Here is a 22,257-nt window from a genome sequence, read left to right as displayed (position 1 = left end):
CATCTGCTCAAATTCGCTTTTTCTATACTATGCTAGAAATCCTCTTTCTTGAACATTTTTCGAGAAATCAATTATGTTCGTTTTTTTTAGTATGAAGATAAAAGGAGTGGCCCTTAAATTGGGACACTCCTATTACTCCTATCAAACTTGCTTATCGATTTAACAGACTACCTACATATTGCAGCAATTCATTAGCAGATGCTGTATTATAGCCATGCTCATCGACTAATCTTGCAACAACCTCATTAATTTTCTTAAGCTGTGATTCATCCGGCATTTTTGAAGATGTTGTAATTTTCACGACATCTTTTAAGTCTGCAAATAATTTTTTCTGAATCGCCTCTCGTAATCTTTCATGAGAATTGTAATCAAAACGCTTACCCTTTCGAGCATACGCAGAAATCCGAATTAATATTTCCTCACGGAATGCTTTTTTTGCATTTTCTGAAATACCAATTTGCTCTTCAATTGAGCGCATTAATTTTTCGTCAGGATTCATTTCCTCCCCAGTCAATGGATCTAAAATTTTATTTTTATTACAAAACGCCTCTACATTATCAAGATAATTGTTCATCAATGTTTTTGCCGATTCCTCATACGAATAGACAAAGGCCTTTTGTACTTCATTTTTAGCAATTTCATCGTACTCACGACGAGCAACCGCAATGTAATTCATATATTTTTCGCGATCCTCTTGAGAAATGGAAGCATGTTGATCCAATCCATCTTTCAGTGCCCGTAAGACATCTAATGCATTAATAGATGGTATCTCTTTGCGAATAATAGCCGAAGAAATACGATTAATGATATAGCGTGGATCAATACCGTTCATGCCTTCATTTGGGAACTCTTTTTTAAGCTCCTCTAAGTCAACGGAATTAAATCCCTCCACATTTTCTCCGTCGTACAGGCGCATTTTTTTTATAAGATCCACACCTTGCTTTTTCGGTACTTCTAGTCTTGTGAGAACCGAAAAGATTGCTGCGGCCTTTAATGCATGTGGCGCAATATGCACATGGGACATATCACTTTCTTTTATCATCTTTTCATAAATATGCTCTTCCTGGCTAACTTTCAAGTTATACGGAATTGGCATAACAATAATACGGGAATGTAGCGCCTCATTTTTTTTATTGGAAATAAATGAACGATATTCCGTTTCATTTGTATGCGCTACGATTAGTTCATCAGCACTAATTAATGCAAATCGACCTGCTTTGAAATTCCCTTCCTGTGTTAAAGATAATAAATTCCATAAGAATTTCTCATCAAGCTTTAACATTTCCTGAAATTCCATCATACCTCTATTTGCCTTATTTAGTTCCCCGTCAAAGCGGTAAGCTCGAGGGTCCGATTCTGAACCAAACTCTCCAATTGTGGAGAAATCAATACTACCTGTTAAATCTGCAATATCCTGTGATTTAGGATCTGATGGTGTAAATGTACCAATGCCTACACGTTTGTCTTCTGAAAAAGTTATACGTTCAATCATCACATTTTCAATACGCCCATCGTATTCTTTTTCAAGACGCATCGTATTTAAAGGTGATAAGCTTCCCTCAATTCTTATGCCATACTCCTCAAAAAATTCATTACGCAAATGATGAGGAATCAAATGTAGCGGATCCTCATGCATTGGACATCCCTTAATTGCATAAACTGCGCCTTCATCTGTTCGCGAAAAATGCTCAAGCCCGCGTTTTAACAAGGTCACGATTGTTGATTTCCCTCCACTTACGGGTCCCATTAATAACAAAATGCGCTTCCTCACATCTAATCTTCGTGCTGCTGGGTGGAAATATTCCTCCACCAGTCTTTCAATTGCTGTTTCAAGCCCAAAAATTTCTTGCCCAAAAAATTTGTACATTTTTTGCCCATCGCGTTCCTCTACACCAGCACTTTTTATCATATTGTAGACGCGTGAATGGGCTGTTTGTGCAACTTCAGGTCTTTCCTTAATGATGCTTAAATAATCTGCAAATGTCCCTTCCCACTTCAGCCGATTTTCTTCTTCGCGATAGCTTTTCACTTTATCTAAAATGTTGATAGCCTTCCCTCCATTCAGGGCTTGATTTATAACATAGTATGAAGTAAATGACATTATGATACCCAATACTTTTTCTTTGCCAAAGTTTCTTCTTATTGTTCTATTTACCCATGAAAATATTGGCTGCACGATATTAGTTTATTTTAGTAACGGACTACAGCAATCCACTTCTTTTCCCACAAAAAGTACTGAATGAAGAAAAAAAATTCGGTTATTCTAACGTTAGAAAGGAGGTCCATTATTGAATCGCCATTTTATTTTTCTTTTATCATGGATATTATTATGGAGTTATACTAGCCCCACCATTGCTTTGGCAAATGATAAACCCTCAGAAGAAGAAATTTTACAGCAACGCATGACCTATTTTGTACAATTTGATGAATTGCTCATTCCATGGCATTTTTTAGCAGCCATTGACCAATATGAGCGCAATCTGCAATCCGTTCGTAAGGATATACCAAAAAGAGATGGTATTATCGCCATTCAATTTTCCGATGAATATTGGTCAGGCCCTTTAAATCCTATAAAAGAAGATACCTCTCCAGAAACGATAAGCTATTTTGGAGGAATGGGTCTCGATGGTAATGGTGACGGTGTTGCCAATCCAACAGACGATGCTGATGTCATATTTTCCATGGCTAGTTTTTTAAGCAAATTTGGAACAACTGATGAGGATTTTAAATTAGCTTTATGGGATTATTATGGAAGTGAGGAAGCTGTTAATCAAATCTTCACCATTTCCACTATGTATAGACATTTTAAAACAACCGAACTTGATGCTCATACCTTCCCAATCCCTACAAATTACGATTACAGTTATCGAGGTACATGGGGAGCTAACAGAGGCTGGGGTGGACGACGCATCCATGAAGGAACAGATATTTTCGCTAGTTATGGAACTCCTGTAGTTTCTACTTCATATGGTGTAGTGGAAATAAAAGGCTGGAACCAATTTGGTGGCTGGCGAATAGGCATCCGCGATAATCATAATTCATATCACTATTATGCCCATCTTGGTAGCTATCATAAGGATATTGAAGTAGGTGACATTGTCGAGCCTGGCACTGTTCTTGGTTATGTAGGAAGCTCTGGCTATGGCAAGGAAGGTACATCGGGTAAATTCCCTCCCCATCTGCATTATGGTATCTATAAATTCAATGGTCGCACAGAATGGGCATTCGATCCATATCCTTCATTATTACAATGGGAACGACTAGCCAAAAAGGCAAAGGCAAAACAATAATTGAGTAGCACTTGATGTTTTTACAGCAAGTGCTTTTTTTATTTAGGTAGAAATACTTAACGAGCAGTGAATTTTTTCAGGAATATTTTAGGAGCATATACATTTCACTACTCACGAAATTTTCCTCTATTTATTATTGTACTAAAAAACTATTTTAAATTTTCCCACTAAAAGGACTTATTTATACACTGATTTAGTTATAAAATAATATTTGTACTATAACAATTTGCATGTGATGCGGATTATTAAACACGAAAAAGGATGGGAAAGATGAAAGGGATATTTCAGTTTAAAACACTTAAAGCAAGGATTTTAGGTGCATTTCTTCTATTGTTAGTTTTTGTTTTTTGCTTCATAACCTATACTTATCTTTCTAATACTCAGATGGAGAAGCAGGCAAAGGGTCTAGTGAACGAAGATTTAATTGTTATGACAGCAAGTAAAAATTTAGCCATGTCTATGAGTGTTCGATTATCATCGGCTTTAAGCTATGTTGTATCAGGCGATGAAAAATACATAGAGACGTTCAATCAATACCGGCAAATTGCAGAGGAAAGCAATAGTATTGTAGAAAAATTTGAAAATACACCGGAGCGTGAAAAACTAGTAGTAATGGCACGGGAATGGAGTAATCGTGTAAATACTCAAGTATTTGATGTCTATAAAAGAGGTGATAAAGAATTAGCATTACAAAATTTAACAGCCATTAATGATCTTGTAACGGAAGTTCGCATCGGTTATGAGGAATTAGCCAATAATCGTTCAGAATCTATTACCAACGTAGGGAATGAAGTTGTCTCTACAAGTTCCAGTAATAAAACTATTGGCACAATAGCTAGTATTGTCTTGACGGTTGCTGGCATTGTTATTGCCATTATAACTGCAAGTAAGATTTCAAAGCCCATTACGATTGTTTCAGAGCGTATGGGAGAATTAGCAAATGGTAATCTCCGCCATAAGCCGCTATTTATAGATCAACAGGATGAAATAGGTCAATTAATGCTGGCCGCAAATGAAATGAATCAAAAATTAAAGCAAACAATTAGCTCGATTCATACTGTTTCAGAAACTGTAGCAGCAAGTAGCGAGGAGCTTGCTCAATCTGCCAATGAGGTTCAAACGGGAACAGAGCAAATAACCGTAACAATGCAGGAGCTTGCCTCTGGTACTGAAACACAGGCATCTACTGCAAGTGATTTAGCGGAAACAATGACATCATTCCAACACCGTATTCATGATACGACAAAAGAGGGCATTGAATTGAACAAGCATTCAGGCCATGTTCAAAGCTTAACTTCGACAGGTAAAAATTTAATGATTCAATCTACACATCAAATGAACGCGATAAATGAAATTGTTTTAAATTCAGTAAGAAAAGTCGAAAGTTTAAACGAGCAATCGGCGGAAATTTCCAAGCTAGTTTCGGTTATTGATGATATCTCAAATCAAACAAACCTGCTTGCTTTAAATGCTGCCATTGAAGCAGCTCGCGCAGGAGAACATGGAAAGGGCTTCGCAGTAGTAGCCGACGAGGTGCGTAAGCTGGCTGAACAAGTCCAATTCTCCGTGACAGATATTTCAACAATCGTTAATCGCATCCAAGGAGAGACTGGCAATGTAACAGCAGCACTCCAATCAGGCTATGAGGAAGTAAAAAAAGGTTCAACCCAATTAAATCAGACAAATGAAACCTTTGAACAGATATCAGGTGCAGTTGAGGATATGATTCTCAATATTAACGCCATATCGGAAAATTTAAATAAGCTAGCTCAAAACTCTGAATCCGTCAATACCTCTGTCGATGAAATGGCCTCGATTTCCCAAGAATCTGCGGCAGGTGTGGAGCAAACAACAGCAACCATAGAGGAAACCGCAAGTACTATGGATGAAATTTCAAGAAGCGCAAGCCAGCTCGCCGGTTTGTCCGAAGAGCTAAACAGTCAGTTGCAACAATTTAAAATCTAAAAATCCAGCGCTTCTCGATAACTGTTTTGGGACTGCTTGGTTGTTTCTTGCCCTGACCGAGCAGTTTGGGGGACACCTGAGCAAGTTCTTGCCATACCCGAGCAGTTTGGGGAATCACCTGAGCAAGTTCTTGCACTGCCCGAGCAGTTTTGGGAACCACCTGAGCAAGTTCTTGCGCTGCCCGAGCAGTTTTGAGAGCTACCTGAGCAAGTTCTTCCCATACCCGAGCAGTTCCTGAGGACACCTGAGCAAGTTCTTATCATACCCGAGCAGTTTTGGGAACCACCTGAGCAAGTTTTTCCCCTACCCGAGCAGTTTTGAGGGCCACCTGAGCAAGTTCTTACCATACCCGAGCAGTTTGGGCAATCACCTGAGCAAGTTCTTGCCATACCCGAGCAGTTTTGGGGGACACCTGAGCAAGTTCTTGCCCTACCCGAGCAATTCCTTTGCCCCTCAATTAACTTGTTGCTAAATCAAATTTTTATGAAAAAAAGCTATTCCGATTTATGTTAATGAATCGAGATAGCTTCTAAATTTTATTGCCAATGGCGAATGGGTACTCTTTCAAGTTCATAACGCTTGATAATCACACTTATCTTCTGATACCATTTTTCACATAGCTCTAAGGACTCTAGGTACTCGTCCTCCTCCCTAGAAATGGGCTCCTCTTCATCTAAAAAAACAAATTCTAAAATAGGGTCTGATAAATTATCAGCTACAATTTTCAAAGCTAATTGAGAGACAGTATTATACGCAGGATCATCTTCATCAATCTCCTCTACTTCAACATCCTGCTCATCCTCTAATAAAGAACCACTGATTAAATGATTACTTGTTCTTGCAATAAATATTTCATCCTCCACTATTGCTACTTCATATATTTTATCAAAGTGGATGACCTTTTTTATCAATTCCTCCTCTAAATCTTCCCTACTTGCAAAATAAAGTGTATTCGTTGGTTCGTCTAACAATAAAGCACTTAAGCTATCCTCTGAAAGGATACACTGTGTATGGGGAATTGCCAGCAGCTCTCGCTCACTTGCCTCTCTCATATCTTCTAACCATTTTAAATAACTATTACGCTCTTTCAAGTAGTGTATACTTCCGACAATTATTAGAACTATGCCTATAAGAAAATACAGCCTATTAAATAGAATTGATTCAACTGCATTTGCTAGTAATAAATAGATAATTCCTAGAAAAAAGACAAAAAAGGTTTTCACCTATATCCCACCCTCAAGAAGAAAATGATAGAACAATTACAACCATATATAGTAGAAATTCTATTCTACTCATCACCTTTTCATTCTTAAATATCAAGGGTATTTTAAGATAGAAGTAATAAAAATAGCGAACCTAAAAAGATGATGGCTGCGCAATACAGACATCATCTTCTTATAAAGTTGCCTAAAATTTTTTAAATTACTTCATTAACTCTTCCTTGCTTCCGACATCATCTAGGCTCTTATCTTGTTCTATCCTGTGCATTTCAAGTACATGCTGTGTAGGAGGAATAAGTAAGCTCACTACAACAATGGTGATGCCTGTAATCACAACACCTGAGAAAACAGGAGCCTGCCATAACTCATTCAATAAGCCTAAGAAACCTTCAGATTGGATATTGAGGCTCGGGACATGTGTCAATGATGTAACGATATAGTATACCAGCCCTACTGAAATACTTGCCCAAACTGCTGGCGTACTTACTCGCTTCCAGAATGGTCCTAAAACTATTGGCCAGAAAATTGTTACGAATATAATGTCCCACGCTAAATACGCTAAATCAATTACTTTTTGGAAGCTCAATGCGAGCACTAAGCCTAGTAAAGCACTTGCAAGAATAATAGCACGGGAAAATCTTAATAGCTTTTTAGGATCGGGGTTACGGTTAATAAAATCTAAATAAATATTTTTTGTTACAATTCCAGAAGTGGCAACATAGCATGCAGCTACCGTTGACATCCCCATAGCAGCCATTGCCGTTAGGAAAATTGCTGCTAATAATGGAGGGAAATACCCTTGTGCAAATGTAAGCATTAATGTTTCTGGATTTGAACTATCAGGATAAATGGTCTTGAATGCCTCTCCTAACATTCCTGGAATCCAACTAATTGCAATAATAATGGACCCTGCAATAATCATACTACGCTGTGCTACTTTCGGGCTTTTGGCAGCAGCTACCCTTTGCCCTAAATCCACTGCTGGAATGTCGCCAAGTGCTAGCACAAGATAAAGGGTCCAAAACTCTGCCCCAGCCTTTTCGAATAATGTACTGATATTCCACCATTCAGGATTGAATGTAACATCTGGATAATAGAACAAAATGAAAATCGTTATTCCTAAGATCCCTGCTACTGCAAGAGCACCCTGTACAATTTCCGTATAGGCAACTGCCCATAGCCCACCAATCACTGAATAAAGAGCCGTTAGGGATACAAATAGTAATGCAGCAGGCACAAAATCAATTTGTAAAAGCTGCTGAATAATATATGTTCCACCCACAGTTAGTGCAGCCGCATTAAAGACCCCAAAGGCTATTGCCATCACGACTCCTGTATATGCACCTAGCTTCTTACTTCCATATCGTAGTCCATAGTAATCAGCTAATGTCCAACCCTTCAATCTTCGTAGTGGCTTTGTCCAGATAAGTGCCCCAAGAATCATACAGGTGCCTAAGCCGCCCATTGTTGCTGAGCCTTCAAAACCTCCACTTGTATAGCCTGAACCAACAGCAGCAAAAAAGAAGGGTGCTGCTAATAAGGCGGCAACTAAGCTTCCTGTTACAACAGATAGCGGCATGCTCCATCCAGCAACAATTAAATCCTCGGCAGTATTTACACGCTTATAGCCTTTATAGCCAATATAATAAATAAAAATTAAGTATAAGCTAAAGATGATTATATTTAACATAAGTATGGCTCCTTAGTTTTTCGCTTTATCCGTTCATAACAACCCCACCATTAGGCGTTAAAAGCTGTCCTGTATAGAAATTAGCATTTTCTGAGGCTAAAAATAATACACTCTTTGCAATTTCCTCCGGTTGTGCTAATCGTTTTAAAGGATATTTAGCAGACTCCTCCTCTACGTAGTTGTCACCAAATTCCTTAAGAATATCAGTAAATGTGCCACTAGGAGCTACTGCATTGACTAAAATAGAAGGAGCTAATTCTCTTGCTAAAGCTTTTGTAAAGGCGTTAATTCCACCTTTTGCAGCCGAATAATGCGTAAACTCTTCACAGCCTAAACTACCAATATCAGAAGAGATATTAATAATTTTTCCACTGTTTTGTTCCTTCATTCTTTTTGCTGCTTCACGACAATTATAGAAGCAGCCATATAAATGTACCTTAATCATTTTATCCCATTGCTCGTCAGTCAAATCTGTAATGCTTGAAGCCTGAGCAAATCCGGCGTTATTGACAAGAATATCAATTGCGCCTAAATGTGTATCCATATATTGATACATGTCTTGCACTTGCTGGGAATTCGATACATCCGCATTGAATTTAATTGCCTGAACACCAAACTTTTCTGCTTGTGCACGAACCTCTTCTGCTTCCTTGTCATCCCCAATATAGTTTATTAAGAGATTAGCACCGTGTTCCGCAAAGCCTAATGCGATAGCTTTGCCGATGCCTTTACTTGAACCAGTTACAAGAACATTTTTTCCTTTAAAATTAATTTCCATAATGATCATTCTCCAATTTGAATTTCGAAACGAGTGCCTGTAATTCTTCTGCTGTTTTTCCTAATGAAGAAGATGCCTCTTTTACTTCCTGCATTGCTGTCAATTGATCTTGTGTTGCTGTTGAAACATTTGATGAGAATTCCGAAGACTGCTCTGCTGATTGTTTAATGTTATTTACAGATGCAGCGACTTCCTCAGATGAAGCAGATATTTGCTGAGATGCAGCCGAAATTTCACGAATTTGGCTTGCAACCTCCTCAGACGAAGTGAGAATTTCCTTAAAGATTTCTCCTACCTCATTGGTAAATTCCATCCCAGCCTTTACATCCTCTTTACCCTTCTCCATAACCGTAATAGAAGCGTTTGAATCAGCTTGAATTGTACTAATCAAATTGTAAATTTCAGTAGCAGATTGTGATGATTGCTCAGCTAAACTTCTTACCTCATCAGCCACCACCGCAAAGCCTTTTCCGTGCTCTCCAGCTCTTGCTGCCTCAATAGCGGCATTCAATGCTAATAAATTTGTTTGATCGGCGATAGCTGTAATAAGGCTAACAATATCGCTAATTTTTTTCGTATTAGAATGTAATCCATTGATGGTTGTTCCAATTTGTTCCACAGAGCCATTAATTAGCTCCATCTGTGTAATTACTTGCTGAACAACTTGATTCCCACGTTCGGAAGCTTGGGATGCAGCAATAGATGATTCAGCTGCTGTATTAGCAGAGTCTGCAATTTGCTGAATGCCTGTCGCTGTTTCTTCCATTGCAGCCGCTGTTTCTTCTGTCATCACCATAGAAGCCTCAGCATTTTGTGTAATTTGTCTCATATCCTGAGCAATATTTGTAGAACTGTTATATGTCTCCCCTGCATGCACAGTAAGCTGATTAGCTGCAGAAGATACATTGTTTGATGTATTTCTTATGTTTAAAATGATATGTTGCAAATTGGACACCATCTTATGTATAGATTCAGATAAATTTCCAATTTCATCCTTCGTAATTTCTAAATCAACATTCATCAATTCACCATTTGCCACCTGATTGGCTACATTTACTACCTTCTTTAATGGCTTTAGTAAACGATCAATAATTATGTAAACTAAAATTAATAAAATGACAATACCAATAACAGCAATCACAATCTGTTTAGTAACACTTTTTTTAATAATGGTGTTAATGTAATCCGCAGAATAATCAATACCCAATAATGCTATTAGCTGCCCGTTATCATCCTTAATAGGACTAAAAACCGTTCTCCATGAACCATACGGATCCTGGAAAATATCAGTTACCTCTGTACTGTTATTTTTAATAGCCAATTTAGCTGTTTCTACATGCTCATCTGCTAAATCCTTAAAAATTTCACCTGCTTCATACACATCATTTAAATTGGTCGTATAACCTATAGGATTGACGCCACCCTCATCCTTGACATCCCATATGTAGCTCCAGCTCATAATTCCTTGTTCCTCTTGGATCTTATCGAGCTGCTTTTGAACTTTTGTAAATTTAGCGTTGGTTTCCCCTTTTTCGGTCAATAAAGCTTTAATTTCATCACTATCAAGATTCATGGCTGTTAATAACCCAACACTTTTTAACTCTTGCTCTAAATCTACAGTCATTCGATTGTTTAATTCTCTAATACTTTGTGTAGTAATCACTGTTATTAGAAGTAAAACAATAATGCTAACTGTTAGTAAAAGTTTGTTTTTTAATGAAGCATTTTTTAAGAACTTCATTACTACTTCCCCCTTATCGAATTTTTTATAAAAAATAACCTATTTCAAAAAAGAAATAGGCAACAAAGAATATAACTAGCATTATATGTACTTAACTAGCAATCTTTTGCAACCCAGCCATCATAGCATTTATTGCCTTAGACCTGTAGCTTTGCGTCCCTACTTTTCAGTAGATTTGCCTATCTTTTTCCTCCTCAAATTAACACAATGGGTAAAAGTAGTCAACGGAACCATTTTAAATTACGCATTTCTTAATACTTTTTTACCATCAATTAACAAACAATAGAATGATTAGAATGACATACGAACACATAAAAAGAGCAGCTACAAGTATTTAAAATTGTAGCTACTCCTATATTTTTATATTCACTTACCCCTAAGTGTTTATTCCTATTAAAGTAAACTATACGTTGTGTGTCATAAGTAAGACTGTTGGTATAAAAGATAAAACAAACATACATAAATACCATACTGATGTACGACGTAATGAAAAACGAACCTGTTTTTTCTCTGCATAAAAGATGTCTAAAATAATTGCAACAATGAGTGGCGTACTAACACATGCAATAGCAACTAATAAGATGTCAAAATAAACCATAAAAGCACCCCTCTGTTCGTAAACATTTATTTTCCCCGTTTGTGACAACTTTGTGTCATCTAAAGTGTACACAATTCCGTCACATTTTGTCAACTAAATTTTAAAAAGAAAATCGTGATTTTCATAGTATATTCGCAACATTTTAGAGCTATTTACGTAAGATTATCTATTAAAAGAGCAACTACAAAATAATAGCTGCTCTTTTAAATATCCATTTATTCTCTATATTTATTTGTCAATCCTCTTAAAAAATTTCTCACGAATCGATCGCCACATTCCTTATAGTTGCGATGACTTGGATTTCTTAAAATGGCACCTAATTCACCTTTCGAAACATTAACACCGCCATCATATAAAATATCCAACATATCCTCACTTGTTAATGCTAAAGCAATTTTTACTTTCTTTAATAGCATATTATTAGGACTTTCTTTTCCTGAAATCAGTTGTGTTCCCTCAGCTTGTCCAGGCTTAGATGGCTGTGGTCCTCGCTTAAATGTGATGAGCCCATTTAAGAAAGCCTCAAGCATTTTATTATTACATTTGATGTATTCTTCTGGTGCTTCTTCCTCATCATTAACTTTAATAAGCATGTTCAAAACTTCATCTTTTGTAAAATCCATGCCGCCTAGCTTAAAAATTTTAACCATATCTGTATTTTTGATATCTAATGCATATCTTAAACGAATTAAAATATCATTATTCGTCATTTAAAAACCTCCATTTACTTAGAAAAAACATTAATTAAGTTTCACTTTATTATAGCAGAGACATTCACATTTTTAGCTACCTTTCCACAAAGTTACTTTACAATAGTAATTAGAATATGCATTTTTCTAAGTTAAATGTATGAATCGCTCACTCTCGACCATTCTAATCACAAGGAGGTGAGCAAAATGGCTATTCGTAGTTCCAATAAACTTCAAGTACCTGGTGTACAAGAAGCTGTTGATCAATTAAAGTATGAAATTGCACAAGAATTTAATGTACAGTTAGGGCCTGAAGCCTCTTCTCGCGCAAACGGCTCAGTCGGAGGCGAAATAACAAAACGCCTCGTGGAAATGGCTGAAAAACGTTCAAAAGGTTTATTATAATCACATAAAAAAGAACGAATCCCTTTTGATTGGAATTCGTTCTTTCGTATTTTATTATCAATTAATTTTTTCTTCGCCTTAAGTTTTCTTGAATAAGTTCATTATAGTTTACTCTTCTTGAGGGTAACATCTATTATTGGATTTTATGAAATAGCAATGGATTAATCGTTAACTCGGTAATTCAATAAAATTTTGAGCAAATTGATAGATTAAATGAGCAGGTACAGCTAAGTTAAGATTCTGACCATCATTAAAGCCTGCTGTAATCAACCCTACTAGTCTTCCTTGCATATCCAGTAAAGCACCACCTGAACTTCCGTTTGAAATGGCCGCCGTAAATTGAATCATAGACATACCTCGAATATCCCGAAACCCAGAAACAATACCATCAGAAACGGAATTAAATAATCCTAGAGGACTGCCAATAGCAACGATCTTCTGTCCTCGAACTAATGGACCTTCAACTTTAACAGGTAAAGGCTTGCTTACTCTATCTACCTTCAGAATGGCTAAATCATGCACATCATGATATTTTACAAACTGATGTGTTATATATTCGTTCTTATCGTTCTCATATAGTACAGAATAATATTCCCCACCACTCACAACATGCAGGTTTGTTAAAATATACCCATCTTGATGAAGAACGACACCAGAACCAAAGCACAACACCTCATGATCCTCTCCAAACGTTTTAATCATTACAACAGATGTGGCTAAAGAAGCTAATTGCTCATAGCTACACTCTTCCACCGTTTTATTCTGAACCGGAAGTGTTATTGTTTGTTGAGATGGTATACTCTTTTTAGGTTGAGGCTTTGGTATTACCACTTCCTTTTCATAGAAGCCGCAACACTTATATAAAGTAGATGATGCTGCTATGATTGGAAGCAAATTTGGAATGTCTTCTTTAGGATTCATGTAACAGATATCACAACCAAGTGTCGATAAGAAATATAAGAATAATAGTTCATGCTGTGTAATGCTACCAACAAAAACAATTTTCTGCACTGTTTGGTTATCTTCAGAAAAAATTTGAGGCAAATAGTAATCCATCCAGTATAAAAATTTTACTGCAAAATTTTTTAATAAAGTTTCATTGGCGTTTGGCTGATTTTCTTTATACATTTGGATGATTTCTTTAAAGCTAATTTTTTTTGTCCATTCAAGATGATCCTTCTGTAATTTACCACATAAAGGTGTCTCGTAAAGTAACGCAGGGTTATTAACCACGACTTGCCAATTCCCCCAAAGCTCTGAAAATCTATCTACATCTTTTTTATTGGTGATGACCTCAAGCTTATGTAATCGTAAATAAAGCACACTTTCCTTTTTAGCATAAAAATACTCATCCATTTTTAAAATATCTTCCCTATAAAGATCGACAGATTCAGGTATACCAATATATCGAAGAAAGACAACTTCCTTTGTAAGGGAGCTATTGTATTGAATGTTTTCCATAAACTCCTGAAGAGGATTGCCTGGTTTTTTATATTTAATTTTTAAAGGTCTGGTTGTCACAATCATATCCTTCCATCTCCTACAGTACGTATATTTATTTAGCACTTATATACAATTCGTTTATATTCCTCTAAATCCTTTATTCAATTACATGAAAAAGAACGAATTCCTCCCAGAATTCGTTCTTGCTTAACTTCCCTTTGCCCTGTTTTCTTGTGGAAGTGACATATCTCCATTTATTGATTAAAACATTCAAGGATAACTTCCTCTTTCGTATTTTTGCGGCACCTTAAACAGCTCTAGCTTCTTCCGTTTCAACACCACGATTTAAAGAAAAAAGGATTTTTTCTGCATCCTTTTTTAATTTTACAAGTTGCTCTGCTTCTTGAACTAGTTTTTCCATTGTATTTAACTCTTCATCGCTAATTCCAACTAACTCTTCAAACATTTCAACAGACTCTCGCGAAATAAAAGAAATATCCTTCATAGCTGCCACAATTTGAAGTGAGCTTGAAGATAATTCTTCTGTACTTGCTGATGAATTCGCATTATTTTCAGCAATAATTTTTGTTGTATCTACAATTTTTTCGAACATTTCTCCTATTTCAAGAATTTTTGTATTTGTTTGTTCAAATTCTTCTGTTCCTTGCTTCATCGAGATTACGACTTTGTTCGTCTCATCTTGAATATTTTTGACAATATTTGAAACTTCATCAGCTGACTGACGCGATTGTTCTGCTAATTTACGAACTTCATCAGCAACTACAGCAAAACCTTTACCATGTTCACCTGCACGTGCTGCTTCGATAGCTGCATTCAATGCTAATAGATTGATTTGCTCGGAAATTCCTGTAATTACTTTTACAATGTTTCCAATCTCGTATGATTTTTCTCCAAGTGTATTGATTGCATCAAATGTCGTATTAATCGTTTGATTAAATTGCTCCATTTTCACCAGTGAATCTTTTAACTTAACGTTACCCTCTTGCGTTAATTCTAACGTCGTATTCGATTGTTCTGAAATTTGGTTTGATCTTATAGACAGTTCTTCAATAGCTACTGTAATGTCTTCGATAGAAGTAGAGCTCTCTTCGGTAGCGACTAGTTGCTTTTTTAATCCTTTACCGACTTCGTCAATAGCGGCCCTTACAGTATCAGCCTTTTCAGTTGCGTATTCCCCATGTTCAAAAAGATTTTCACCTTTTTCATTGATCTTTTTTGCGAATTTAAAAAATTGTTCACCTATTTGACCTGTTGATAATTCGTTTAGTCCATTTTGTCCCTCATTATTTAACTGGGCATGACGTTTAAGTGAAAAATAGAGGTAAGCAAAATACAAAGATGTACATATTAAAACTACAATAATCCCTAGCATAATGGCTTCCATGAAAATATCTCCTATTCTACTAACGTATTAGTGATAAAATTTTATAGTTCTTTTACAATGATGTAAATTCCATCTGCTACAGTTGATGGAATACTGCTTAGATGTTCGTTGCTTTCATATTTATGAACAATAAAGTTTCCTTCTATGTCTACATATTTTGTCAGGTCATGATACTTCTCCATTAAACGCAATGACTTTGGATTTGTCGCTTCAGCTAATACTAATCTTAAGCCTTCTTCTTTTGCTCTTTTTACTAATATATCGCCTAAGCCTTGTACAATATCATGACGATTATGTTCAGCAATTACACCTAATAAAAATAAATGTAGTACCTCTCCATCTTCCATATCTTTTCCATAACGTTTTTTATAATCTTTTAAGAAACGTTCATCAATATCCTCTAAAACATGCATGACTATGTTCATATTAGAGAACGTGCCTTCAAAAATATCCTCTTCCATAATTTCAAGGACATTCGTATCCCCAACTAGTGCGCCTACGACTTTTTGCTCTTTATCTAGTGCAATAGCACAATATCCTTGATGAACATTTGCTTCAATATATTCCTTTGTAAATTGATAGAAATCTTCGTATGGGAGTTGTAAGGCGTACCCGATAATCGGCTCTTGCACCCATTTACCGGCAACTTCTACTCCAATAAATGTTTTTGCTAAACATTCTGCTGCCTGTTCAATTAAATCTGTTTGGTCCTTTGTAAGGATTTCATATGTATATAATTCTTGAACTGTTTGCATCCTAAATTCCTCTTTTCAAAATATGACTATAGCTAATAAAAGACTAACGACTTGGTAATTGTGAAACATTGTCAACCACTGTCCCTGGGAAGTTAACTCTCTCTAAAGCATTTCGTACTTGGACATATCCTATTTTAGAGGCTGGGCTAACAATAAATAATTCTTTGAAACCTAGTGATGCGTAAAACATTAGTGTTTCTCCTAGCTCTGTTGAAACCTTTGAAGGAAGCGGTGATTGATAAGTTGCATCAAAAACTAATGTATATGTATTTTTCTGAACTCTAGCCACTGTCTCCTCCAAATCCTTAACATATTGCTCTACAAGAGCGGCTTTAATAAACCCTATTATTTGAACGTGTACTTCTTTTTTTGCCTCATAAATTGCCATTTTATATTTTTCATTATCAACGACTATCATCTCAAATCTCCTTTTTATTCTTTATTTGATATTGTTAGTATTATTTTATAAATATAAACATTTCATTACATCTATCACTACGATTGATTGTCGTCTGTTCTTTTATTTTTTCAACAAAAAAACTATCCTTGAACAGAATTAGGATAGCCAAAAAACACTTATTATTTTGGCAACCCGACTATCATTATCCAAGGGGATTTTAGACTCGTAGCTTTGCGTCCTTACCTTTCGATAAGTTTGCCTTTTTCTATTTTATAAAAATAATACTAACATCACATTGATATATTACAATTACATTATAAATGACTTGTCAATTTTTGTCGACATTTAGTAATTTACTCCTAATAACATCAGGAATTAGAAGTATTTTAAATTTATGTTATAGTATTCATCAATATTTTTTTTCAAAGCTATCAAGCAATGCACGCACTTCATCTGTTGATTTCGTATTCATCAATTGGTTTCTTAATTCGCCAGCCCCACGGAATCCTTTGACATAGATTTTGAAAAAGCGATGAAGCCCTGTGATGGAACGTGGCAGTACTTCCGCATATTGATCTTGAAGATCGAGCTGCAATCTCAAAAGATCTAGGTATTCTTTACTGCTATGCTCTTTCGGCTCTTTTTCAAAAGCAAAGGGATTTTTAAAAATACCTCGTCCAATCATAACGCCATCAATCCCATATGCTTTCGCCAGCTCCAGCCCTGTTTGACGATCAGGAATATCTCCATTGATGGTAAGTAGCGTATTTGGTGCAATACGGTCACGTAATTTTTTGATTTCAGGAATAAGCTCCCAATGCGCATCTACTTGGCTCATTTCCTTTCTTGTTCGTAAATGAATAGAAAGATTGGCAATATCCTGTTTTAAAATATGCGTTAGCCACTCTTCCCACTCATCTACATCCTTATAGCCAAGTCGTGTTTTCACACTAACAGGCAACCCGCCCGTTTTTGCTGCTTGAATAAGTTCTGCTGCAATGTCTGGACGTAAAATCAGGCCACTGCCTTTCCCTCTTGTAGCCACATTCGGTACAGGGCAGCCCATATTAATATCAATGCCTTTAAATCCAAGCTCTGCCATGCCAATACTCATTTGACGGAAATATTCGGGATTATCTCCCCAAATATGAGCCACCATCGGCTGTTCATCTTCTGTAAAAATCAAACGGCCCCGCACACTTTTCATGCCTTCTGGATGACAATAACTATCCGAGTTTGTAAACTCCGTGAAAAATACATCTGGACGACCAGCCGCACTTACTACGTGACGAAAAACAACATCTGTCACATCTTCCATTGGTGCAAGTACGAAAAATGGTCGTGGTAAATCACGCCAAAAATTATCTATCATTTCAAATCCAAATCCTCTCACTATAATACATCTCGATTAAAAAATAAAAAGTATCTTTTACACTTATATCATGCTTAATAACTTATTATCAAACACAAGTACTTTTGGACATTTATTATTTGTAAAAAATATTATGAAAATCGCAAAAAAGCAGATGGTATAGATTTTTCTATATCCACTGCTTTTCTATTACGCCAACTCCAACCCGACACTGTTTCACAAAGTATCCAATGCCTTTTAATTCTTATCCAAAGATAACATATAAAAAGGCAATTCAAGATAACACACATTTTCTTGAACTGCCCATAACTATTAATTCGATTCTACATTCTCATCTTTGGAGTAATTATACTGAGAAGGATCAACTGGTGTATAACCCTTCGGTGTATAGAATCTCAATAAATCACCATTCACAACTTTATCAGACAAATGCAACTTATGATCTACTTCATTTTTGATCGTTTTCGCAGACTCTAATTGACTATCATCTAGTAATGATCCTGTTTTATTATCATAAAACTTTTCATTAATTGAATCAATCGTTGGACTGACAAAATCACCATTTCTAAATGGCACAATTTCATCATGCTCTTCTGATAATAAATCTGAACCAAATTGAACAAATCTTTGCGTATCAATTCCTAGTAAATGTAATACCGTCGGAAGAAGGTCTGTTTGGCCTCCATAAGTATGGTCAGTTCCTCCTTGCATTCCTGGAACATGTATAAATAATGGTACGCGTTGTAAATTAGCACTTTCAAATGGTGTAATTTCTTTGCCAATCACTTGTTCCATCGCTGTATTATGATTATCAGAAATACCATAATGGTCACCATAAAGAACAATCATCGTATTATCATATAAGCCTAATTCTTTTAATTGATTGAAAACCTGTTCGATTGCTTCATCAGCATAACGAGCAGTTTGGAAATAGTTATCAACACTAGGATCTCCAGTATTAGCTTTATCAATCGTTACTAAATTTTGATCCATTTTATATGGATAATGATTCCCTACCGTAATTAATTTTGTATAAAAAGGTTGTGGTAAGGAACTTAAAAGACTTTGAGATTGTTCAAAGAAAGGTTTATCTAATACACCATACTCAGCCATATCACCTGAAGAATCTGTATTATAATAATTAGCATCAAAGAATTTGTCGTATCCAAATGATTTATAAATCACATTTCGGTTCCAGAAGCTTCCGTTATTACCGTGGAATACAGCAGATGTATAACCATAATCTTTTAAAATACTAGGAGCTGCCTGGTACGTATTTTGTGCTTTTGTAATATAAGCAGAACCTTGAGGTAATCCAAATAAAGAATTTTCCAGCATAAATTCTGCATCGGACGTTTTACCTTGACCTGTTTGATGGAAGAAATTATCAAAATACATTGTATTCTTATCTTTAGTTAATGAATTTAAAAATGGCGTAACTTCTTCACCGTTTAATTTATAATTGATAAGGAAATTTTGGAATGATTCTAAATGTAAATAGATAACGTTCATTCCTTTTGCTGCACCAAAATATTTTGCATTAGGTTTGGCATAGTTTGATTTTGTATAGTTAATTACTTCTGTAATATCACTACTATCCGCCAAAGCTCTTTGTGAAGATGCTTTCATCGTTTCGACTGAATCATAAATCGTATAGTTATACATTCCTAGATATTTCACAATATAGTTTCTATCAAAACCTCGAGATAATAATTGCGGACGATCAGCTTCAGCTAGTCCTAAATTTAGGACGGATATAGCCAATGCAAATGCAATGATTGCCGTTGCTTTTTTATATCCTAAACGATTAGACTCTTTTTGTATTTTTCTTGAAAATCGTAGATAAAACATGACAAATACATCCACAAAGAACAAAATATCATAAGGTTTTAATAGTGAGAGAACACTACCACCTAAATCTCCAAAGTTCTGAGTTTGGGAAAGTGTAGGTAATGTAATGAAATCACTAAAAAATCGATAATAAACAATATTGGCATATAAAAGTATAGACATCAAAGTGTAAATTATAACAAGTGATGTATATTTTCGTTTTCCTCTAAATAAAAATGAAAATCCAAGAAATAGCATTGCTGAACCTAGTGGATTTATTAATAAAAGGAATTGTTGAAAGACTCCCTCTAAGCCTAGATCAAATTGTGATAGTTGACTAATATATGTTTTAAACCATAGCATTAAAACAGCTAATAAATATATTCCTAAAAAGTTGTGTAATAGATCATCTTTTTTACTTACTAGATTTTTCATTTTTGCACCTACCTTTTACTTATTTAAATTAAAATCTAAAATAAGTATTGCATTTTGAAAATATGTTACTTCGCAATAGTTTTTTAGCGACTAATGTATCGTACTCCCCATTTAAATTTCTGTCAAGTTGTTAACTATCATAAAGACAATTAGTATAATTATTGCTAATTAACATAAATATTTACATAGAAAAAATACCATGAAAATGTTATGTTACTAACATTTTTATGGTTTTTTAATCCAAAAATTTTTAGGTACTGGTGGGTAAAATTGACTCTGCTAATTACTATATCTTTTACTTTTACTTTTACTTACAAAACCTCGATAAGCGACTCTTTGAAGAATTATTTCATTATGTAGCTAAGTTTGATTACCTCAAATCTTTCTTTTTTCTTCTTTTCTCCTTTTTGATTCTTTTACATAATTAATATAGTTCCCTATTCCTTCTATTGCTGAAACTGCAATGATGGCCCATTCTAGTGCATTAACATCTCTTAGTGATTCCTTTCCATAGAATAATGTAACGCTAGCAATAAACCCATAGAGGATGGCTTTAGAAAAATACTCCCAAATAGGAGAATAATTTTCTATATTAATTTTTTCGTATATTTTGTCTATTACAATTACCATTCCTAGAATGATAACTACGGTTATAATAAATTCCGTCTTCATAGTCCGCCTCCATAAAAAATTTTACTTCATTATAATTTCTTCGAAAATACCTTTAATCCATTTATGTACCGAAAAAGAACGAATTTCCTACTAGAAATTCGTTCTTTTATCATTTCATTAAACTAACTTTAACCACGCTACGGCTTCGCAATGTGTCGAATGCGGGAACATGTCAACTGGTTGAATTTCCTGTGTTTGATAGCCGCCATCCTCCAGAATACGTAGGTCACGTGCAAGTGTGGCTGGATTACATGATACATAGACAACCCGCTTCGGACGTTGCTCTAAAATGGTATTTAAAAGTGCTTCATCACAGCCTTTACGTGGTGGGTCTACAACAAGGACATCGGCTTCTTTGCCTTCCTTATACCAACGTGGAATTACTTCTTCAGCTGGACCTGCCTCAAAATACGTATTTGTAAAGTCGTTCAGTGCTGCGTTGCGCTTTGCGTCTTCAATAGCTTGTGGGACAATTTCTACGCCCATGACTGCCTTTGCTTTTTGAGCAAGGAATAAAGAAATAGTACCGATTCCACAGTAGGCATCAATTACTCGTTCGTTACCCTGTAGATCAGCGTAGTCTAGTGCTTGCTTGTAAAGAACTTCAGTCTGTTCAGGGTTTACTTGATAGAATGAACGAGCTGAAATTTCAAAGCGTACATCACCAATTGTATCAATAATAACGTTCTTGCCCCATAGATTTACGGTCTCATCACCGAAAATGACATTTGTTTTGTTACTGTTGATGTTTTGCATAATTGATGTGACATTCGGTAAAAGCTTTTGTATTATCGCAACGGCTGCCTCTTTTTGAGGGAACTTTTTCTTTTTCGTAACGAGTACAACCATGACTTCCCCAGTTGCACGAGCTGTACGAATGATTACGTGACGTAGCATCCCCTCATGTGATAGCTCATTGTATGGTAGGATACCCATTGCGGCTAACTCCTTTTTCAAGCCAGCAAGAATAGCATCCGCTTCACCTGTTTGAATTAAACAACGTTCCATATCGACAATGTTATGCGTCTTCGTTTTATAAAAACCTGCTATTGCTTGTCCTGCTTCATTTATGGAAAAAGGGATTTGCGCTTTATTACGGTAATGCCAGGGCTCTTTCATACCTTTAACTGGAAGAACAGGCGCATTAATTTTACCAATACGTTGCATAACGTTCCGTACCATATTTTCCTTCCATTTTCGCTGCCCCTCATAAGATAAATGCTGTAATTGGCAACCGCCACATTGCTGGAAATACTCACAAGGTGCATCCACACGATCAGGAGACGGCTTGATAATTTCTACAACTTTGGCAAAGCCGTAATTTTTTAAGGTTTTCAACACATGGATTTGAGCTGTTTCGTTAGGAAGTGCGCCCTGTATAAATAGCGGGTAGCCCTCAACCTTTGCCACGCCATTGCCGTCATGTGTTAAATCTTCTATATAAACTGTTAGTCGATCATTTTTTTTCACGGGTGCTGACATTCATACATCCTCCATTTCAATCTTCTTATTGTAGCATGTGTTGGCGCATGAAAAAAGAACAAGGCTTGTTATTGTAAAAACTATCTT

19 protein-coding genes and 2 riboswitches are annotated in these 22,257 nt (G+C 35.8%); of the genes, 4 read left to right on the top strand and 15 right to left on the bottom strand.

Annotated elements, in window-relative coordinates:
- Window positions 1–151: 151 nt before the first annotated feature.
- Complete coding sequence (locus AC2CGN_RS20120) at window positions 152–2,047, bottom strand: PrkA family serine protein kinase (RefSeq protein WP_429984018.1); 1,896 nt, start codon at window positions 2,045–2,047, stop codon at window positions 152–154.
- A 241-nt stretch (window positions 2,048–2,288) separates the two neighbouring features.
- Here AC2CGN_RS20120 and AC2CGN_RS20115 point away from each other — a divergent pair, with 241 nt between their 5' ends.
- From AC2CGN_RS20115 to AC2CGN_RS20105, 3 genes are all read left to right on the top strand, one after another.
- Window positions 2,289–3,290 carry a M23 family metallopeptidase gene (locus AC2CGN_RS20115; RefSeq protein WP_484515845.1) on the top strand — a complete coding sequence of 334 codons (1,002 nt, stop codon included), beginning with the start codon at window positions 2,289–2,291 and terminating at the stop codon, window positions 3,288–3,290.
- Window positions 3,291–3,560: 270 nt separating this feature from the next.
- Window positions 3,561–5,255, top strand: a complete 1,695-nt coding sequence (locus AC2CGN_RS20110; protein ID WP_484515843.1) for a methyl-accepting chemotaxis protein — start codon at window positions 3,561–3,563, stop codon at window positions 5,253–5,255.
- Between the two features lie 36 nt (window positions 5,256–5,291).
- The gene (locus AC2CGN_RS20105) at window positions 5,292–5,450 is read left to right on the top strand and encodes a hypothetical protein (RefSeq protein WP_484515841.1); all 159 of its coding nucleotides are present in this window, start codon (window positions 5,292–5,294) and stop codon (window positions 5,448–5,450) included.
- Window positions 5,451–5,791: 341 nt separating this feature from the next.
- On the opposite strand, the gene AC2CGN_RS20100 is transcribed toward AC2CGN_RS20105, so the two are convergent.
- From AC2CGN_RS20100 to AC2CGN_RS20075, 6 genes are all read right to left on the bottom strand, one after another.
- Complete coding sequence (locus AC2CGN_RS20100) at window positions 5,792–6,478, bottom strand: hypothetical protein (RefSeq protein WP_429983106.1); 687 nt, start codon at window positions 6,476–6,478, stop codon at window positions 5,792–5,794.
- 199 nt (window positions 6,479–6,677) lie between these two features.
- Complete coding sequence (locus AC2CGN_RS20095) at window positions 6,678–8,165, bottom strand: sodium:solute symporter family protein (RefSeq protein ID WP_286924768.1); 1,488 nt, start codon at window positions 8,163–8,165, stop codon at window positions 6,678–6,680.
- A gap of 25 nt (window positions 8,166–8,190) precedes the next feature.
- Complete coding sequence (locus tag AC2CGN_RS20090; protein ID WP_283869673.1) at window positions 8,191–8,943, bottom strand: SDR family NAD(P)-dependent oxidoreductase; 753 nt, start codon at window positions 8,941–8,943, stop codon at window positions 8,191–8,193.
- Window positions 8,933–10,684: a methyl-accepting chemotaxis protein gene (locus tag AC2CGN_RS20085; protein WP_286924766.1), complete on the bottom strand. Its 1,752-nt coding sequence runs from the start codon at window positions 10,682–10,684 to the stop codon at window positions 8,933–8,935. The genes AC2CGN_RS20090 and AC2CGN_RS20085 overlap by 11 nt, the downstream gene beginning before the upstream one ends.
- Before the next feature lie 104 nt (window positions 10,685–10,788).
- Window positions 10,789–10,874: riboswitch (cyclic di-GMP riboswitch) on the bottom strand.
- 213 nt (window positions 10,875–11,087) lie between these two features.
- On the bottom strand, window positions 11,088–11,282 hold the full coding sequence (locus AC2CGN_RS20080) for a hypothetical protein (protein ID WP_286924765.1): 195 nt from the start codon (window positions 11,280–11,282) through the stop codon (window positions 11,088–11,090).
- Window positions 11,283–11,497: 215 nt separating this feature from the next.
- A complete protein-coding gene (locus AC2CGN_RS20075; protein ID WP_429983111.1) occupies window positions 11,498–11,992 on the bottom strand; it encodes a YehS family protein in 495 nt (164 codons plus the stop codon).
- 186 nt (window positions 11,993–12,178) lie between these two features.
- On the opposite strand from AC2CGN_RS20075, the gene AC2CGN_RS20070 reads away from it, so the two are divergent.
- The gene (locus AC2CGN_RS20070; RefSeq protein ID WP_054772111.1) at window positions 12,179–12,376 is read left to right on the top strand and encodes an alpha/beta-type small acid-soluble spore protein; all 198 of its coding nucleotides are present in this window, start codon (window positions 12,179–12,181) and stop codon (window positions 12,374–12,376) included.
- A gap of 168 nt (window positions 12,377–12,544) precedes the next feature.
- Here the strand turns inward: AC2CGN_RS20070 and AC2CGN_RS20065 are convergent, their stop codons facing one another.
- The 8 genes from AC2CGN_RS20065 to rlmD all read right to left on the bottom strand — a co-directional run bounded on the left by AC2CGN_RS20065 (window position 12,545) and on the right by rlmD (window position 22,170).
- A complete protein-coding gene (locus tag AC2CGN_RS20065; protein WP_484515837.1) occupies window positions 12,545–13,903 on the bottom strand; it encodes a S1C family serine protease in 1,359 nt (452 codons plus the stop codon).
- A 223-nt stretch (window positions 13,904–14,126) separates the two neighbouring features.
- Window positions 14,127–15,224, bottom strand: a complete 1,098-nt coding sequence (locus AC2CGN_RS20060) for a methyl-accepting chemotaxis protein (protein WP_429983113.1) — start codon at window positions 15,222–15,224, stop codon at window positions 14,127–14,129.
- A 41-nt stretch (window positions 15,225–15,265) separates the two neighbouring features.
- On the bottom strand, window positions 15,266–15,979 hold the full coding sequence (locus AC2CGN_RS20055) for a hypothetical protein (protein WP_429983114.1): 714 nt from the start codon (window positions 15,977–15,979) through the stop codon (window positions 15,266–15,268).
- 43 nt (window positions 15,980–16,022) lie between these two features.
- Window positions 16,023–16,397, bottom strand: a complete 375-nt coding sequence (locus AC2CGN_RS20050) for a hypothetical protein (RefSeq protein ID WP_286924761.1) — start codon at window positions 16,395–16,397, stop codon at window positions 16,023–16,025.
- A gap of 165 nt (window positions 16,398–16,562) precedes the next feature.
- Window positions 16,563–16,649: riboswitch (cyclic di-GMP riboswitch) on the bottom strand.
- A gap of 139 nt (window positions 16,650–16,788) precedes the next feature.
- Complete coding sequence (locus tag AC2CGN_RS20045; RefSeq protein ID WP_429983115.1) at window positions 16,789–17,751, bottom strand: tRNA dihydrouridine synthase; 963 nt, start codon at window positions 17,749–17,751, stop codon at window positions 16,789–16,791.
- Between the two features lie 312 nt (window positions 17,752–18,063).
- The gene (gene ltaS, locus AC2CGN_RS20040) at window positions 18,064–20,016 is read right to left on the bottom strand and encodes a lipoteichoic acid synthase (protein ID WP_484515834.1); all 1,953 of its coding nucleotides are present in this window, start codon (window positions 20,014–20,016) and stop codon (window positions 18,064–18,066) included.
- 375 nt (window positions 20,017–20,391) lie between these two features.
- Complete coding sequence (locus AC2CGN_RS20035; protein WP_429983117.1) at window positions 20,392–20,688, bottom strand: hypothetical protein; 297 nt, start codon at window positions 20,686–20,688, stop codon at window positions 20,392–20,394.
- A 117-nt stretch (window positions 20,689–20,805) separates the two neighbouring features.
- On the bottom strand, window positions 20,806–22,170 hold the full coding sequence (gene rlmD / locus AC2CGN_RS20030) for a 23S rRNA (uracil(1939)-C(5))-methyltransferase RlmD (RefSeq protein WP_484515832.1): 1,365 nt from the start codon (window positions 22,168–22,170) through the stop codon (window positions 20,806–20,808).
- Window positions 22,171–22,257: the final 87 nt, after the last annotated feature.

It is taken from the genome of Lysinibacillus sp. DFXJR4 (genome assembly GCF_057196045.1).
Note: the sequence above shows the minus strand (reverse complement) of the source record. Positions and strands in the feature narration are given on the sequence as shown.

Excerpts from the sequence above, each read along its gene's own strand:
- AC2CGN_RS20095 (WP_286924768.1), bottom strand. The coding sequence starts at position 8,165 with ATGTTAAATATAATCATCTTTAGCTTATACTTAATTTTTATTTATTAT.
- AC2CGN_RS20050 (WP_286924761.1), bottom strand. The coding sequence starts at position 16,397 with ATGATAGTCGTTGATAATGAAAAATATAAAATGGCAATTTATGAGGCA.
- AC2CGN_RS20060 (WP_429983113.1), bottom strand. The coding sequence starts at position 15,224 with ATGGAAGCCATTATGCTAGGGATTATTGTAGTTTTAATATGTACATCT.
- AC2CGN_RS20035 (WP_429983117.1), bottom strand. The coding sequence starts at position 20,688 with ATGAAGACGGAATTTATTATAACCGTAGTTATCATTCTAGGAATGGTA.
- rlmD (WP_484515832.1), bottom strand. The coding sequence starts at position 22,170 with ATGTCAGCACCCGTGAAAAAAAATGATCGACTAACAGTTTATATAGAA.
- AC2CGN_RS20090 (WP_283869673.1), bottom strand. The coding sequence starts at position 8,943 with ATGGAAATTAATTTTAAAGGAAAAAATGTTCTTGTAACTGGTTCAAGT.
- AC2CGN_RS20055 (WP_429983114.1), bottom strand. The coding sequence starts at position 15,979 with ATGCAAACAGTTCAAGAATTATATACATATGAAATCCTTACAAAGGAC.
- AC2CGN_RS20065 (WP_484515837.1), bottom strand. The coding sequence starts at position 13,903 with ATGATTGTGACAACCAGACCTTTAAAAATTAAATATAAAAAACCAGGC.
- AC2CGN_RS20080 (WP_286924765.1), bottom strand. The coding sequence starts at position 11,282 with ATGGTTTATTTTGACATCTTATTAGTTGCTATTGCATGTGTTAGTACG.
- AC2CGN_RS20045 (WP_429983115.1), bottom strand. The coding sequence starts at position 17,751 with ATGATAGATAATTTTTGGCGTGATTTACCACGACCATTTTTCGTACTT.
- AC2CGN_RS20075 (WP_429983111.1), bottom strand. The coding sequence starts at position 11,992 with ATGACGAATAATGATATTTTAATTCGTTTAAGATATGCATTAGATATC.
- ltaS (WP_484515834.1), bottom strand. The coding sequence starts at position 20,016 with ATGAAAAATCTAGTAAGTAAAAAAGATGATCTATTACACAACTTTTTA.
- AC2CGN_RS20085 (WP_286924766.1), bottom strand. The coding sequence starts at position 10,684 with ATGAAGTTCTTAAAAAATGCTTCATTAAAAAACAAACTTTTACTAACA.
- AC2CGN_RS20110 (WP_484515843.1), top strand. The coding sequence starts at position 3,561 with ATGAAAGGGATATTTCAGTTTAAAACACTTAAAGCAAGGATTTTAGGT.
- AC2CGN_RS20070 (WP_054772111.1), top strand. The coding sequence starts at position 12,179 with ATGGCTATTCGTAGTTCCAATAAACTTCAAGTACCTGGTGTACAAGAA.